General features: G+C 58.7%; 11 protein-coding genes. 5 read left to right on the top strand and 6 right to left on the bottom strand.

The window, feature by feature from the left end:
• The first annotated feature begins 60 nt into the window (after positions 1-60).
• The 4 genes from HMPREF1992_RS03290 to HMPREF1992_RS11740 all read left to right on the top strand — a co-directional run bounded on the left by HMPREF1992_RS03290 (position 61) and on the right by HMPREF1992_RS11740 (position 4,689).
• On the top strand, positions 61-2,178 hold the full coding sequence (locus HMPREF1992_RS03290; protein WP_021684413.1) for a sulfatase-like hydrolase/transferase: 2,118 nt from the start codon (positions 61-63) through the stop codon (positions 2,176-2,178).
• Between the two features lie 24 nt (positions 2,179-2,202).
• Positions 2,203-3,318 carry a phosphonopyruvate decarboxylase gene (aepY, locus tag HMPREF1992_RS03285; protein ID WP_021684412.1) on the top strand — a complete coding sequence of 372 codons (1,116 nt, stop codon included), beginning with the start codon at positions 2,203-2,205 and terminating at the stop codon, positions 3,316-3,318.
• A gap of 118 nt (positions 3,319-3,436) precedes the next feature.
• On the top strand, positions 3,437-3,976 hold the full coding sequence (locus tag HMPREF1992_RS03280; protein WP_021684411.1) for an SH3 domain-containing protein: 540 nt from the start codon (positions 3,437-3,439) through the stop codon (positions 3,974-3,976).
• Positions 3,977-3,993: 17 nt separating this feature from the next.
• Positions 3,994-4,689, top strand: a complete 696-nt coding sequence (locus HMPREF1992_RS11740; protein ID WP_021684410.1) for a L,D-transpeptidase — start codon at positions 3,994-3,996, stop codon at positions 4,687-4,689.
• Positions 4,690-5,052: 363 nt separating this feature from the next.
• Here HMPREF1992_RS11740 and csaB read toward each other — a convergent pair whose 3' ends face one another.
• The 6 genes from csaB to HMPREF1992_RS03245 form a co-directional block, all read right to left on the bottom strand.
• Complete coding sequence (gene csaB, locus HMPREF1992_RS03270) at positions 5,053-6,150, bottom strand: polysaccharide pyruvyl transferase CsaB (RefSeq protein ID WP_021684408.1); 1,098 nt, start codon at positions 6,148-6,150, stop codon at positions 5,053-5,055.
• A 92-nt stretch (positions 6,151-6,242) separates the two neighbouring features.
• A complete protein-coding gene (locus HMPREF1992_RS03265; protein WP_021684407.1) occupies positions 6,243-8,294 on the bottom strand; it encodes a DUF5693 family protein in 2,052 nt (683 codons plus the stop codon).
• Between the two features lie 10 nt (positions 8,295-8,304).
• On the bottom strand, positions 8,305-8,979 hold the full coding sequence (locus tag HMPREF1992_RS03260) for an LmeA family phospholipid-binding protein (protein WP_021684406.1): 675 nt from the start codon (positions 8,977-8,979) through the stop codon (positions 8,305-8,307).
• A 12-nt stretch (positions 8,980-8,991) separates the two neighbouring features.
• Positions 8,992-10,098 carry a peptide chain release factor 2 gene (prfB, locus tag HMPREF1992_RS03255; RefSeq protein ID WP_021684405.1) on the bottom strand — a complete coding sequence of 369 codons (1,107 nt, stop codon included), beginning with the start codon at positions 10,096-10,098 and terminating at the stop codon, positions 8,992-8,994.
• A 326-nt stretch (positions 10,099-10,424) separates the two neighbouring features.
• Positions 10,425-13,067 carry a preprotein translocase subunit SecA gene (gene secA / locus HMPREF1992_RS03250; protein ID WP_021684404.1) on the bottom strand — a complete coding sequence of 881 codons (2,643 nt, stop codon included), beginning with the start codon at positions 13,065-13,067 and terminating at the stop codon, positions 10,425-10,427.
• Between the two features lie 243 nt (positions 13,068-13,310).
• Positions 13,311-14,213, bottom strand: coding sequence for a LysR family transcriptional regulator (locus HMPREF1992_RS03245; protein ID WP_021684403.1), 903 nt, complete (start codon positions 14,211-14,213; stop codon positions 13,311-13,313).
• 249 nt (positions 14,214-14,462) lie between these two features.
• On the opposite strand from HMPREF1992_RS03245, the gene HMPREF1992_RS11605 reads away from it, so the two are divergent.
• A complete protein-coding gene (locus HMPREF1992_RS11605) occupies positions 14,463-14,627 on the top strand; it encodes a hypothetical protein (protein ID WP_021684401.1) in 165 nt (54 codons plus the stop codon).
• The last annotated feature ends 295 nt before the right edge of the window (positions 14,628-14,922 follow it).

Raw genomic sequence — 14,922 nt, 5'->3', positions numbered from 1 at the left:
GAATTCCTAAAGGGAATCAGCAACAATGGAGAGATGTTCCCCCTGCCGAAGGAGATATAGATGACGAATGATTTCAGCATATTTTGGCAGAACAACGAGCAGGCCTCTGCCCTCTTTTACGATCTGCTGACACGCGCGGAGCGCAATGCCTACGACGATCTCTTCCTCGCACAGCTCGCCGCCTATCGGGAGGCAAACGGCGATCCGGCGCACGCGGATATCTTTGCTGCAGAGTATCTGCTTGCGAACGGTGACGCAGAGGGGGCCGTACTCTGCGGTGAGCGAGCCTTCCTCGCCCGCCGCATCGACTGCAGTGCGTGGCAGATACTCGCACGTGCCTATCGTTCACTCGGACGCTGGGAGGATGCGCTCCTCCTCGATGCATATACGGCAAAACTGCTGAATCGTCCGCTCGCGGCAGAGGATGTCCCGCCGGAGGTGTTCACCGAGGAGGTTCTTGATCGTCTCTCCGTCGCGAGCGGCAAGCCCAGCTATGCACCGTTCGCCATATCCCGTATGACCTATGACGCGGAGCATGGTCTGACCACTGCGTGCACATCCTTCATGGGCGAGTTTCTGCCCCAGCTGACCTCGGATCTCCCGCCCTACTATGTCGGCGTCTATACGGAGCAGGAGCAGCAGGGAAATAAGGCTTGGCTGCTCGCCCAGATCCACAACGCGGCGGACGTGGCCTACTATGTGGGCGGAGATTTCATCTTTGACCTCATCCGCGGCAGGCGTGCCCCGGGCAGAGCAGAGCTCAATCTCTCCCCGGGGCAGTCCGTCGTCCTGCCGCTGCTCGGAACGGCCGATTTCCAACAGCTGCGGGTGAAAACGCCGCACATCGACAAGGAGACACCGCTCACAATCGCAACGCCGAACTTCTTCCGTCTCAGTGAGTCGACGGCACTCTCCTCGGATCACAATTTCATTGTCGGCACACCGATCACGGCTCAACACAGTCCTACGCGTCGACCGCTCGTGCTGAATATCCTCGCCGATGCGCTCCCATGGGCGGTCGTTCGTGGCAACTTTGCCGAATGGATGCCGAACACGGCACGCTTCTTCGCGCGCGGCACCATCTTTGATCAACATTTCTCCGTGTCCGAGTACACCTATCCCTCACTCCCGACGATTGAAACAGGGATGTACCCGCATCACAACGGAATCTTCAACGACAAGATCACCGTTCCGCTGCGCAGAGAGTTCGTGACGCTCGCGGAGCGTATGCGCGATCTCGGCTATACGACATCTAATCTCATGGGAGACGGTGTCGGGGTCTACAACGAAGTGACGCGCGGCTATGAGCGCCTCATTATCACGGGCTACCGCCTGCACGCCTATGAGGGCGTCGAGCGGACGATCCGCCATCTTGAGGGGCTGGGTGACACGGATCACTTCATCTTCCTCCATACGGCAGATGTGCATCCGTGGCCTTATCCGCTCTTTCAGATTACGTCGAGCGTACAGGCACGTCTGCCGCTCGCAGAACGGCTCTCGGGTGCTGTGGGCAGTGAGCCGAGCCCCTATATGCGCCGCACAGACCTCAGTATGGAGGCCTGCCGTCAGGGCATCCGGGATCTCGATCGCGCACTGGGGACACTCTATACCTATCTGGAGGAGCACTATGCACCCGATGAGTATCTCGTCAGTCTCTACTCTGACCACGGCGTACCCGTCTTCAGTGAGCATCACTACATCGTCAGTCCCGATCTGACGCATGCTGCGTGGATGATGAGAGGTGCAGGAGTGCCGGAGGGGGTCGTCTCAGAGGAGCTGACGAGTGCGGTGGACTTCTATCCGACGCTCGCTCATCTCTGCGGCTTCCCCATCGGTGACGATGTTGACGGTGTCCTTCCAAAACTCTTTGGCGGTGCGGGGCGCGAGATCGCATTCAGCAACTCGCTCTATCCGACCAAGAGTTACTGTCTGCGTGCACGTGCAAAGACGCATACCTTCCATCTCGAGACGGGCACGCCCGTCCTCGCGAACGGAACGGTCGATCTCGCGCGCTCGGTCTCTGCGATCTATCCGCGGGACTACGAAGGGATTGCAGGATACGAGACAGACAGCCCTGAGCTGCGTGCATTCTTCTATCCACGTGTGCGGGAGTTCCTAGCAGGCATTGGGAATAATGGAGAGTTCTGGCCGCAGATGCACGCACCACGGCCGCAGTGATTTGTGGAGAAGTAAGGAGCATTTATGAACGTAAGTGAACTCACCTCCGTACTCGGCACGGAGTTTTTCACAGGTGTGCCGGACTCAAAGCTGCGTCCGCTCGTCGACTATCTAATGGACACGTACGGAGCGAACCATCACACGCATATGATCGCCGTGAATGAGGGCAGCGCGGCGGCACTTGCGGCGGGCTATCATATCGCAACGGGCAAGGTGCCGCTCGTCTATCTGCAGAACAGCGGCCTCGGCAACATCGTCAACCCCCTGCTCTCGCTGCTGCATCGGGAGGTCTACGGCATCCCCTGCATCTTCGTCATCGGCTGGCGCGGCGAGCCGGATCTCCACGACGAGCCGCAGCATCTCGTACAGGGGCAGCTCAGTCTGCCGCTGCTCGAGACGATGGGCGTCAAGACGATGGTGCTCACGCGTGATGCCACGCCTGCAGAGGTCGCGGCATGGATGGAACAGATTCGGCCTCATCTGGAAGAAGGCGGTCAGTGCGCCATCCTCGTACGTGACGGGGCACTGGACTATCCGAAACGAAAATACGCGAATGCCTACGCCCTGCGCCGCGAGGATGCGATTGCTGCGATCCTAGATGCGGCGGGTGATGCCGTGATTGTTGCGACAACGGGCAAGACGGGACGCGAACTCTTCGAGCTGCGTGAGAAACGCGGCGAGGATCATGCCCATGACTTCCTCACGGTCGGCTCGATGGGACACGCCTCTGCGCTCGCGCTTGGCATTGCCCTCCATCGGCCAAATCACCGCGTGATTGTCCTCGACGGCGATGGTGCCGCGCTCATGCACATGGGTGCGATGGCGACCATTGGTGCCGCCGCTCCGCCGAATCTCACGCACATCCTCCTCAACAACGAGGCGCATGAGAGCGTCGGCGGGGCACCGACAGCAGCAAATACGGTGCTCTTCCCCTCCATCGCCGTCAGCCTTGGCTATCATGTGATCAAGGCGGCGGAGACAGCCGAGGAACTCACACGCGCTCTTACAGAGCTGAAAACCGCCAACGCCCTCACCTTCCTCGAGGTACGAACCGCCATCGGCTCCCGCTCGGATCTTGGGCGGCCAACCACAACGCCGATTGAGAATAAAGAAGCATTGATGCGAACGCTGAAAGCATAGCCGCAGGATTACAGAGCAGTTTCACACCGCCCCGCAGTGAAGCTGCTCTTTTCTTATCCGCGAACTATGCAAACAATTCCGACTATGTTATACTATCGTAAAGAAGCTTCTCTGTAGAATGAAAGGAGATGTTCCCATGCGCCCCATCCTCCCCATCGGGCTCATCGCCCTCCTCCTCTGCACCGCAGGCTGCTCCAATCCCATCAGTAAGCTGATGGATGATTGGAACGGCGATGCCAAGAATCCGCCGCAGCAAACGACGACCCAGGATGCGGCGCAGCCGTCTGCTCAGAGCGATGCGCAGACGGGCGCACCATCCCAAACGCAGGCGCAGACCTCTGCTCTCACGCCATCTCAGACCCAGGCCTCCGCACCGGCGCCGACATCCGCTCCTGTGGCGCCGCCATCCCCGGAGCCCCGCGTTGTCGTCGACAGTCTGCGGCATGAGATGTTCCTCCTCCCCCCGGACACGCATGGTCAGATTCACGGCACGGAGGTGCGGATGCGCGAAGGCCCGAGCACAAACGATGCAATCCTGGGCTATTTTGACAACCACGAGTACCTCTCCCTCATCGGGAGCAGAGACGGCTGGTACTATGTACGCCGGGCCAACGGCTCCGATGGCTGGGTCTCTGCCGACTTCTGCAAAAAGATCTGAGAAAGAGGGCGTGAGCGATGCCTCAAAATGATCTGAGCTCCCTGCGCGTACGCCGCAAACGCCGCAGCTACACACGGCTCTTTGCGCTGCTCTGCGTGATCCTCACACTTGCGCTCGGTGCTGGCGCGTATAGCTATCTCGGCGCAGAGGACGAGAAGTCTGCGCCCGCTGCCGCACCCGCATCCGTCAAGACAGGTGCACAGGAACAGGCAGCACCCGCATCTGCCGAAAATAAAACAACTGCCGAACCCGTCGCGGAGACTGCATCCAAGCCCGCCGCAAAGGCATCCACAGGCACAAATATCCTCATCAAAAAGAGTGAGTTCCGCCTGTATCTCCTCGAGGACGGGAATGTCGTGAACTCATGGCCGGTCGCCCTCGGCAAGAACGCCGGACAGAAGCGCGTGAGCGGCGATATGAAGACACCGGACGGCACCTTCCCGATCAATGAGGTGCTCGATGCCTCCTACTGGACGCACGACTTCGGCGACGGCAAGGGCGAGATCGAAGGTGCCTACGGCCCCTACTTCATCAGTCTCGACACATCGAACCTCTCGGGCGGCGCGTGGGACGGCATCGGCATCCACGGCACACACGATCCCGCGAGCATCGGGACACGCGCGTCCGAGGGCTGCATCCGCATGCACAACAGCGACCTCCTCGCGCTCAAGAAGCAAATCTCCGTCGGCACGCAGGTAACGATTGAGGAGTGAGTGAACGAGCGAAAAAGCCGCCTCCTTACATGGAGACGGCTTTTTTACGGAAAATGTGTTTGTATTTTTTTGCATCACAGGGTATAATACAGATGAAACGTCCTAGGGCAGAAGAACTTCTGCGGCGGTGTCTTTCCCCCGAAAGGGGGTGAGCGGATATGTCTGAGATTGGAGCGATTCTTTTTTTGATCGTTGCCACAGGCTACATTCTCGCGATAACAAAAAAGTAACCGCCCATTCCCACAAATGAGCGGTTATAGATTATAACTTAGCGATTTTGGAAAGATGCCGTCTAGGGCGTTCTTTCTGTTTTCATTATAGCAACGATTCTATTGATTGACAAGCAGAAAATGTAACATAAAATTACATTTCCTTCCGCACCAGCCCCATCGCGAGCTCGGCATTGCGCGCGGCAAGAATGCGCATCCGCGCGAGAAGATTGGCACTGCCTGCTGTGAATTCGCGGCGCGCTGCCCATTTGCGCCGCACCTCCTTCATCACGCTTGCCGTGGTAATGTCCTGCAGGTCGTTGACTGGCTTCTCGCCGATGGAGCGGAGAAAGCGGTCAACCTTCGGGTCGTAGGAAATGCCGATCATGGGAACGCCCATGACCCCCGCGAAGATAAGCGCATGGAGGCGCACGCCGATCATGAGATCCATATTCGCAACGAGGGAGAGAAGCTCGCTCGTACTGTACTCATCGTCGAGGACAACGCATTCCTCCTGTGTCCACGCAGCAACGGTCTTTGCTGTCCGCACATCCTCAGGATACTGCATGGGGAGAAAGATGACACGCGCGTCCAGCTCGCGGACAATGGCATCACTGATCTCGGCAAGGATTTCCTTGTAATGCTGCCACCCCTGCCAGTCACGTACGGAGATGCCGATGACAGGCTTTGCCCCATCTGCACCGCAGCGCGCGAGAATGGCGCGCCCTGCCTCGCGTCCGACAGGATGGATTCCAAGCACAGGGTCTGCTGTACACTCCATGGGCGGACGCGTGATCCCGAGGCGACGCAGTTCCGCCATCGAGCCTTCGTCACGCACCGTAATCAGGGAGACACGATTTCCGAGCCACCGCATACAGGCGCAGGGCAGATGTCCCGTGACAGGGCCAATCCCCTGTGCATAGAGCATGACACGCTTGTCGAGAAGGAGGGCGAGCAGGATGATCCCCATGTAGTAGTAAAGACTGCGCCGACTCGTGACATTCTGGAGGAGGCTGCCGCCGCCGCTGATGAGGAGATCGGCTCGGCGCATGGCGCTGAGAATCCCGCGCACATCAAAGGAACCGACGGCGTGCACCCCATGGCGCCGCTCGGTGTCCTCAGGATCGGCAGTGATGACGGTGATATGAAGTTCCGGGTCTAAATCGCCGAGCACCTCGAGCATCGCCGCGAGCATGGCTTCATCGCCCGCATTTTTCGCTCCGTAGTACCCCGATACAACGATCCGCTTCATCGGGTGAAATACCCTCCGTTCCGTTTCCCATTCCTATGACAATCTTCCTTTATTGCACAAAGCGCCCCTTCTGCCCCTGCAAGGAGGCGATACTATACCGCTTTCCGCACGCGCTCCAGCAGGTGATTCCACGCGGCCACCAGTGCCACGAGCACAGTGCCGATGGCACCGCCGAGGAAAACGCCGCCGATGCCGCGCACAAGCGACATCTCAATCGGCGTGCGCATGTGCGCAAAGGTCTCGACCATCGACCCCTGTCCGATGGTCGCCGCGAGTACGAGGCCAAAGATGATCCATGTCTTCCAGCGCTGCGCCGCACCATAGAGAGCAAGCAGGAACGCGGGATGTCCGATCATGAACTCCTTCGTGCGCGGGCGCGCGTAGAAAAGCTGCTCGAGCGCCGCACGCATCTTCAGCTCGATGCCTGGCACGGGCATCCCCGAGGTGTGTCCGCTGCGCAGGACGAGGACAACGAGCGCCCCGATGAGAACGAGTCCGCCGAGGAGCGATCCGACGCGCACGGGCGTCGCCATGATCTCGCGCAGCTGTCCAAGGACACCTGCCGAGGCATCGAACTGCCCGTCAAAGATATCAAACCGCTGCAGAAAGGCCAAGCCGACAAGGATCATCGGCAGCACAAAGGTCAGCTTGATCCCGCGGAAGATGTCGAACTCCAGGAGATAACGCGTATCCGTAAGCGCCCCTGAGAGATAGGATGCTCCAATGAGCGACAATGCGCTCGTAATGCCGAGAAGAATCAGGCCCGCAACGAGGATGCGCCAGGTGGGCGCGTCCTTCTGAAAGCGCCGCCCGCGCAGGAGGTCGAGCAGTGCGACGACAGCAAGCGTCGGAAAGAGGTTCGCGCTCAGGAGTGCCGCGGCAATCCTGATTTTGCTCCCCGCGCCGATCAGAATCGGCATGACAGAGATGAGTGCTGCCACAGCAAAGAAGAGGAGCACCGCTCTGCGGCGACGATTCAGCGCAGGAATGACGAGCGAGAGGTAGAGCACCCCCGCAGCTGCAACGCCCATGATGACGAGCGCTCGCAGGATACGCGACGGCTCATACGAGGCAAACATCCCCGCCTTGCCGATCTTGAAGCCCTTTGCCTCGAGCGCCGCGCGCGTGTCAGCGAAGTACTTCATATTCGTCTCGAGGAGAGTCATATTCGGCGCCGGCTCCTCGTAGATGCGCAGGAGATTGATGCGGATGTTGCGCTCCTCGTCCGTCGTCACCCAACGCTCGACGGCGGCCGCGATCTTGAGCTTTTTCAGCTCATCCTTCGGGATGGAGTAGAGGCGTGCGACGTGGTCGTACCCGACACCCTCCGCAATCTCGTCCATGCCCTGCTGACGATAGAACTGGAGCTGTGTTACGCCCTCAATGAGGCCAAGAGGCAGACGACGTGCGTTCATCTCGTCGATCGTCGTCTGGAGTGCCTTCGGCGCGCCGAGGGTCTCCTGTCCCGAGAACACAATGGCAGAGACAGCAATGCCGTCCATGCGTGCAAAGACAGCGTGCACATCCTTTGGCGTGCAGGCGGCATAGTTCGAGGGGCGTGCGATCACGTCGAAGCCCGCCGCGTTGACGGCACGCATCTCATCGGACGGCAGCCCGATGTTGCGCTTCTCGAACGCCTCGTAGTGATCCTTGACCGCGATGACCTCATCCGTACCGACCGTATATACGGCGACACGTGCCGCCCCGAACCGGCGGAAGAGATCTTCCTTCAGCTCGGCATAGGCCACGGGGTCATGCGAAACGACGTAGATCTCCGTGCCGACGATCTTGCCTTCCTCGACGAGCGTACGCCAACGCGAATCGGTCAGCGTCCCCGTATGATAGGCGGCAAGGATATCCGCGCCCTTGACGGCGTTTGCCTTGCCGTTCTCGTTGAACTTTTTGAACGTCGTCTCGTAGACGGCAAGCGAGGTAATGCCCGCCTCCTTCGCGCGTGCGAGCACCTCCTCGGCGGGCAGGCCCTCGCGCGCGGCGAGCTCCAAGAGGCCCTCGTAGTCGATGGCAAGCTCTACCGTACGCGCCCGCTCCTCGATCTCATGACGCTCCATGCCGATGATGAGGCTCGCGATGAATCCGATGAGGATCGCCATGAGGAGGATCGGATGATAGTGAAATTTCTTCATAGATGATTCCTTATTTCCCCGCCGTGAGGATCACAACGCCGTCCTTTGCCTCGACCGTTTCAAATGCGAGTCCGAACGGAAGGGCGTCAGCGCGTGCAACGAGTACATCGGGGAAGAGCCCATTGAGACTGAGCACATTCAGGCCCATGCCGCGGGCGGCGATGTGCGTGGCCTTGTAGTAAAGATCGCCGTTGATAATGGTGAAGCCCCCCTCAAGTGTCACCTCGAAGGTCTGCCCAAGTGCACGCGTCTTCGCCGTCGTAAGGATGCTGCCGGGGTTCACGGTGACGGCAACATCGCTGAATTTATCCGCCTCATTCGTGATGAGCTCGCGGATCGCATCCGCATCCACCACGCCATTCATCTGAACACTCTCCGCCTCGGTGAGGAAAACCTTGCGCTCGGAGAGGAGCGCGCCCATATCGAAGCGGAGGTTTGTGCCCGTAACGGTCAACTCACGCACGAACATTTTACCGATACGCCCCTGGCGAAGAACGCCGTCGATCGCACCGATCTCGCCGAATATGAGACGCGGACTGTCGATGATTGAGATCTGCACATCCTCTGCACCCGTGCGCTCGCGCAAGCTGTCCGAGATCATCGTCGTGACCGCATGCGGGAGCGCAAAGATGCCTGCAAAGACTGCCAGAACAAGGAGAAGGATAACGGCAGATATTTTCTGCATAAGGTATACTCCTTAAATCTCGTGATTTGCCTTGGCGTTGAGATACGCGCGGATAAAGGGATCGATATCCCCGTCCATGACCGCCTGCACGTTGCCCGTCTCGGCGTTCGTGCGCACATCCTTCACCATCGTGTACGGCTGGAACACATAGGAGCGGATCTGGCTGCCCCACTCGATCTTCTGCTGTACGCCCTCGAGTTTCGCGATCTCCTCTTCCTTCTTCTCCTGCTCCAGCTCAAACAGCTTCGCACGGAGCATCTTGAGACACTGCTCCTTGTTCTGCAGCTGTGAGCGCTCATTCTGGCACTGCACAACGATGCCCGTCGGCTCATGCGTCATGCGCACGGCGGACGAGGTCTTGTTGATGTGCTGTCCGCCCGCACCGCTCGCGCGGAAATAGTCGACGCGCACATCGTCCATGTTGATGGGAACTTCCACAGCATCATCAATTTCCGGCATGACATCGCACGCGGAGAACGACGTGTGCCGCCGCGCCTGTGAGTCAAACGGCGAGATACGCACAAGGCGGTGCACGCCCTTCTCGGACTTGAGAAAGCCATAGGCGTTGTGCCCCTTGATAAAGAGCGTCGCAGACTTCACGCCCGCCTCTTCACCCGGCTGCAGATCGGCGGTGTCAACGGTAAAGCCGTGCCGCTCCGCCCAGCGTCCGTACATACGCAGGAGCATCTGCGTCCAGTCCTGCGCCTCCGTGCCGCCCGCGCCCGCGTGGAGCGTGAGGATAGCATCGTTCGCATCGTATTCACCCGAGAGCAGCACCTCGAGTTGGAGGGTTTCGAGCCCGTCCGCGATAAGTGTCAGCTCTGCACGGATATCGCCCTCCATCGAGGGGTCACTCTCCTCAATGCCCATCTCGTAGAGCGTCTCAGCGTCCTCGTACTTTGCCATCAGGTCGCGATAGGTATCGACGCCCCCTTTGAGCGCCGCGAGTTCCTGATTCAGCTTCTGCGCCGCCGCCGCATCGTCCCAGAAGGACGGCTCACTCATCTTGTACTCGAGCTCGGCGATCTTCTCCTCCTTCGCGGGGATCTCCAGAGAGATGCGCATCTGATCGAGCTTTTCGCCCAGATCATTCAGTATCGGTTTCAGATCTTCCAGCATAGTTTATTCCTTAAAATGTAAATTACAATATATCAGCTTCCCCCGCCGCAGCGGGAGAAGTGCCGAGCAATGCGAGGCGATAGGGGCGCTCGTACCTCATGCAGCTCTTGCACGACAGAAACCATCGCTCGCCCAAAGCGCCCCCACCGGCTCACTCCGTTCGCCACCTCCCCCGTACCGACGGGGGAGGCTTTTGGGATGCGACAGGTCAGCTTCCCCCGTTCGCAACGGGGGAAGTGCCGAGCAACGCGAGGCGATAGGGGCGCTCCTTGCCCATACGCATTGCTTACGATAGAAAACCTATAGCGCCCAAAGAGTCCCTATCCCTACTTATCCTTCCCGTGGCAGTTCTTATACTTCTTGCCGCTGCCGCAGGGACACGGATCATTGCGCCCGATCTTCGTGCCGTCCTCGTTCTTCGTCGCCTTTGCCTCGGCGGGAACGGACTCATCGCCGTGCGAGGCACGCGCGTTCATGAGGTGATCCTCGAGCTTCGAGCGCTCGCGTGCGAGCAGCTGCTCCGCACGACGCTGTGCACCCTCGTCCACCACGGGTGCGGGCAGAGATTTCCCATCCGCCGCTGTGGTCGGTGCGGGCTGCGCCATCTGCGGCGTCACGATGCTGACATGGTACATGAGGGAGGCAATCTGGTCCATGATGGATGCCTCCATCTCCTCGAACATCGTGAGTGCCTCAATCTTGTACTCGACAAGCGGATTGCGCTGTCCATACGCACGCAGGTTAATGCCCTCGCGCAGCATATCCATATGATCGAGATGATCCATCCACTTCTGATCTACGACGCGGAGCATGACAACCTTCTCGAGCTCGCGCATATTCTCCTCGCCGAACATCAGCTCACGCGCACGGTAGCCCTCTTCGGCGACCTTCTCCAGTTCCTCCTGGATCTCATCGCGCGCAAGCTTTTCGAGCTCTTCCTTCTTGAGGCGCCCCTGCGGCGCATACACCTTCTCCGCATCCTCGATGAGCGCATCCAGCTGCCACTCCTCGGGATAGAGTTTCTCGTTCGCGTACTGGGACATCTCGTCCTTGATAATGTGCTTCACCATCGCGAGGATGTTCTCACGCAGGTTCTCGCCCTTGAGAATCTTCCTGCGCTCACCGTAGATGACCTCGCGCTGCTGATTCATCACGTCGTCATACTCGAGGACGTGCTTGCGGATGTCGAAGTTGCGCGCCTCGACCTTCTTCTGCGCGTGCTCGATCGATCGCGTGATGATCGCGTGCTCGATCGGCTCGTCCTCCTCCATGCCGAGGCGGTCCATGATGCCCGCGATGCGGTCGGAGGCAAAGAGGCGCATGAGGTCGTCCTCGAGCGAGAGGAAGAACTTCGATGCACCGGGGTCGCCCTGACGCCCCGAACGGCCGCGCAGCTGGTTGTCGATGCGCCGCGACTCGTGCCGCTCCGTACCGACGATGTAGAGTCCGCCAAGATCCTCGACGCCCTCGCCGAGCTTGATATCCGTGCCGCGGCCCGCCATATTGGTAGCGATGGTCACAGCGCCCTTCTGCCCCGCGTTTGCAACGATTTCTGCTTCCTTCTCGTGGAACTTCGCATTCAGCACGACGTGCGGTATGCCGTTTTTCTTGAGGACATTCGACATCTCCTCGGACTGCGTGATCGAGGTCGTGCCTATGAGGACGGGCTGTCCCGTCTCGTGGATCTCCTTGACCGCACGACCGACGGCGCGGTACTTCGCCGCCTTCGTCTTGTAGATGACATCCGGCTCGTCGATGCGCTGAATGGGTTTGTTCGTCGGGATAACGATGACGGGGAGGTTGTAGATCTTGAGGAACTCGTTTTCCTCGGTCTTTGCCGTGCCCGTCATGCCCGCAAGCTTGTCATACATGCGGAAATAGTTCTGGAACGTGATGCTCGCGAGCGTCTGCGATTCACGCTGAATCTTGACGCCCTCCTTCGCCTCGATCGCCTGATGCAGACCGTCCGAGTACCGACGGCCCTCCATGAGACGCCCCGTGAACTCATCGACAATGATGATCTCATCGTCACGCACAACGTAGTCGCGGTCGCGGTGCATCAGCGCCTTCGCGCGCAGTGCTGCCGTGAAGCAGTGCGACATCTCGATGTTTTCGGGCGCGTAGAGGTTTGTGATACCGACGAGCTTCTCAATCTTCGGCACGGCACTGTCTGCAGGCGCAACGGTCTTCTGCTTCTCGTCGACCGTGTAGTCCTCACCCTCCTTCAGATGGCGCACCGCCTCCGCCATGATGCGGTAGTTGTCCGTGGACTTCGTGCCCGGCCCTGAGATGATGAGCGGCGTGCGCGCCTCATCGATGAGGATGGAGTCCACCTCGTCGACGATCGCATAATGCAGCGGACGCTGCACCATCTGGCTCTCAGAGAGCACCATGTTGTCGCGCAGGTAGTCAAAGCCGAACTCGTTGTTCGTGCCGAACGTCACGTCCGCCGCGTATGCCGCTTTGCGCTCGGGGAAATCCATGTTGTGCGCAATCAGTCCCACGGACAGACCGAGGTAGCGGTAGAGCTTTCCCATCCACTCGCTGTCGCGGCGTGCGAGGTAGTCGTTGACCGTGACGACGTGAACGCCCTTGCCCTCAAGCGCGTTGAGGTAGACCGCTGTCGTCGCGACAAGGGTCTTGCCCTCGCCCGTACGCATCTCCGCGATTCGTCCCTCGTGGAGGCATATTCCGCCGATCATCTGCACGTCGAAGTGGCGCATGCCGAGCACGCGGCGTGAGGTCTCACGCACGACAGCAAACGCCTCGGGCAGAATCTCCTCCATCGTCACGCCCTCTGCGAGCTGTTCACGGAACTTGCGCGTGTAGCCTGTGAGTTTATCGTCGGTGAGGTTTGCCATCGCGGGCTCGAGCGCATTGATCTGCTCGACAATCGCCGTATAGCGCGCGATCTCCTTGTCATTGTTGTCGCCAAGGAAGCGTTTGAGAATCGAAGATATTCCAAACAAGTAGTTTCACACTCCTGTATGTATGATAGCCGTATAATAAAAGGATTCGCTGAAAGACAGTATTCGTTTCATTATAACACAAAGCCCCCGCCTTTGCACACGAAATGTTGCAGGGGCAGGGGTGGTGTCTTATGTGAAAGAGTATCTTGAAATGAATTTTCTGTTCTATCCTTCATATACAAGGTTCACGAATGAAACGTCCTATGGGAATGGCCGGACTGCCTTGCACATCCGTTCTCTGCTTTACGCCTCTTTCTTCTTCCCGCCCAGCAGTTCCTTTGCGAGTCCGCGCAGATAGCTCATGACGAGGCGGACATCTTCGAAGGTCTGGCGCCCCTTCTTCGTAACGAGACCGCTGTTGATAAAGATGGGGTCGATCAGCGGGATCTGGACGAAGTTGTCCGCGGGCAGCACAGACGGCCGTGCGAGGAAGGTCGACCCGATGCCCGCGTGCACGAGATTCTTGACCGTGTGCAGATAGGGCGAGTAGTGGACGACATTTGGCTTCTCGCCGGCACGCCCATAGGCATCCTGTACGAGGCGATCCACGAAGAAGCTGCTGTCGAGCATGACGAGAGGCTCGTCGCGCAGCTCCACGATGCTAAGGGAGTGCCGCTTTGCCAAAGGATGATCCGGCCGCGTGACGAAGGTGCACTCGCAGTCAAAGAGCTTTGCATAGGAGAGCCGCGCGCTGAAGTCCACCGTGTAGTTCGTCAGCGCAAAGTCGAGTTTTTCCTCCTCGACCATCTGCAGAGCGCTGACACCGCCCGTTTCGATGATCTCGAGCTCGATTTCTGGATGTGCGCGGCGGAAGTCGCCAAGGATGTGCGGCAGGAATACGACCCCGAGCTGCAGAGGCATCGCCAAGCGCACCTTCGCGTGCCGGTGTGCCATGTCGCGGATCTCATTGTCGAGGCGTGCGACCTCCGTGAGAATGTAGGAAACCTTGCCGAGGAGCTTGGCTCCGTCGGTTGTAACCGTGATCTTGCGTCCCTCACGATGAAAGAGGTTCAGCCCCGTCTCTGCCTCGAGCGCCTGCATGGCGACGGTAACCGTCGGCTGGGAGACGTGGAGATGCTCCGCCGCCTTTGTGATGTTCTGCCACTGACAGACCTCGTAGAAATACCGCATCTGAACCAACGTCATCCGAAATCATCTCCCAACGTGTACAGCGAACCCTTTGCAGGTTATTTATTCAAACTATCCATGCATTAGTTTACTATATATGCATCTCAATGAACAGTACAAATATCACAGGCACATAAAATTATTTTATAGATTTTGCCTATTATTCATCAAAAAGAGGTATTTTTCTTTCACGCGAAATCGTGCTAGATTTATTACAATTCAATAAGCGCTGCGGCGCAGTCCATAGATTCGGAAAGGGGAACTCAAATGGCAGTCTATTTTGCAGATGCAGTGGAGCGCTTTGTCTCGGATATGCTCGAGGCGAACGAGGACAATCTGAAAGCATACGAGACGAAACCTGGTGTATATGCGAACGTCGATCCTGCCACGCATCACGAGGTCGAGATTCCCGACGTGCACCTTACGAAGTAATCTTCCATCATCCTACTACAGTTATAGATAAGAAAAAAGCGGGCGGCTGACCACTGCCCGCTTTTTTCGTGCGCGAAAAACTCCGCACGCAACGATCAGCTTCCCCCGCCGAAGCGGGGGAAGTGGCACGCCATAGGCGTGACGATAGGGGCGCTTGTGGCTATTTCGACTCTCTGACGGTAGATAGCCTATGTCGCTCATGGCGCCCCTTCCACCATGCTGCGCATGGTCCCCCTCCCCCGTATCGCACGGGGGAGGCTTCTAGGGAATCGCTGATAAAATGAAGTCCGTCAGA

Origin of the sequence: Selenomonas sp. oral taxon 892 str. F0426 (assembly GCF_000468035.1) — a bacterium.
In the GTDB taxonomy this organism is placed as follows: domain Bacteria; phylum Bacillota; class Negativicutes; order Selenomonadales; family Selenomonadaceae; genus Centipeda.
Note: the sequence above shows the minus strand (reverse complement) of the source record. Positions and strands in the feature narration are given on the sequence as shown.

Bases quoted from the DNA above. Each gene is read 5' to 3' on its own strand.
- HMPREF1992_RS11740 (WP_021684410.1), top strand. From the start codon at position 3,994: ATGCCTCAAAATGATCTGAGCTCCCTGCGCGTACGCCGCAAACGCCGC.
- HMPREF1992_RS11605 (WP_021684401.1), top strand. From the start codon at position 14,463: ATGGCAGTCTATTTTGCAGATGCAGTGGAGCGCTTTGTCTCGGATATG.
- HMPREF1992_RS03290 (WP_021684413.1), top strand. From the start codon at position 61: ATGACGAATGATTTCAGCATATTTTGGCAGAACAACGAGCAGGCCTCT.
- HMPREF1992_RS03260 (WP_021684406.1), bottom strand. From the start codon at position 8,979: ATGCAGAAAATATCTGCCGTTATCCTTCTCCTTGTTCTGGCAGTCTTT.
- aepY (WP_021684412.1), top strand. From the start codon at position 2,203: ATGAACGTAAGTGAACTCACCTCCGTACTCGGCACGGAGTTTTTCACA.
- HMPREF1992_RS03280 (WP_021684411.1), top strand. From the start codon at position 3,437: ATGAAAGGAGATGTTCCCATGCGCCCCATCCTCCCCATCGGGCTCATC.
- prfB (WP_021684405.1), bottom strand. From the start codon at position 10,098: ATGCTGGAAGATCTGAAACCGATACTGAATGATCTGGGCGAAAAGCTC.
- HMPREF1992_RS03265 (WP_021684407.1), bottom strand. From the start codon at position 8,294: ATGAAGAAATTTCACTATCATCCGATCCTCCTCATGGCGATCCTCATC.
- csaB (WP_021684408.1), bottom strand. From the start codon at position 6,150: ATGAAGCGGATCGTTGTATCGGGGTACTACGGAGCGAAAAATGCGGGC.
- HMPREF1992_RS03245 (WP_021684403.1), bottom strand. From the start codon at position 14,213: ATGACGTTGGTTCAGATGCGGTATTTCTACGAGGTCTGTCAGTGGCAG.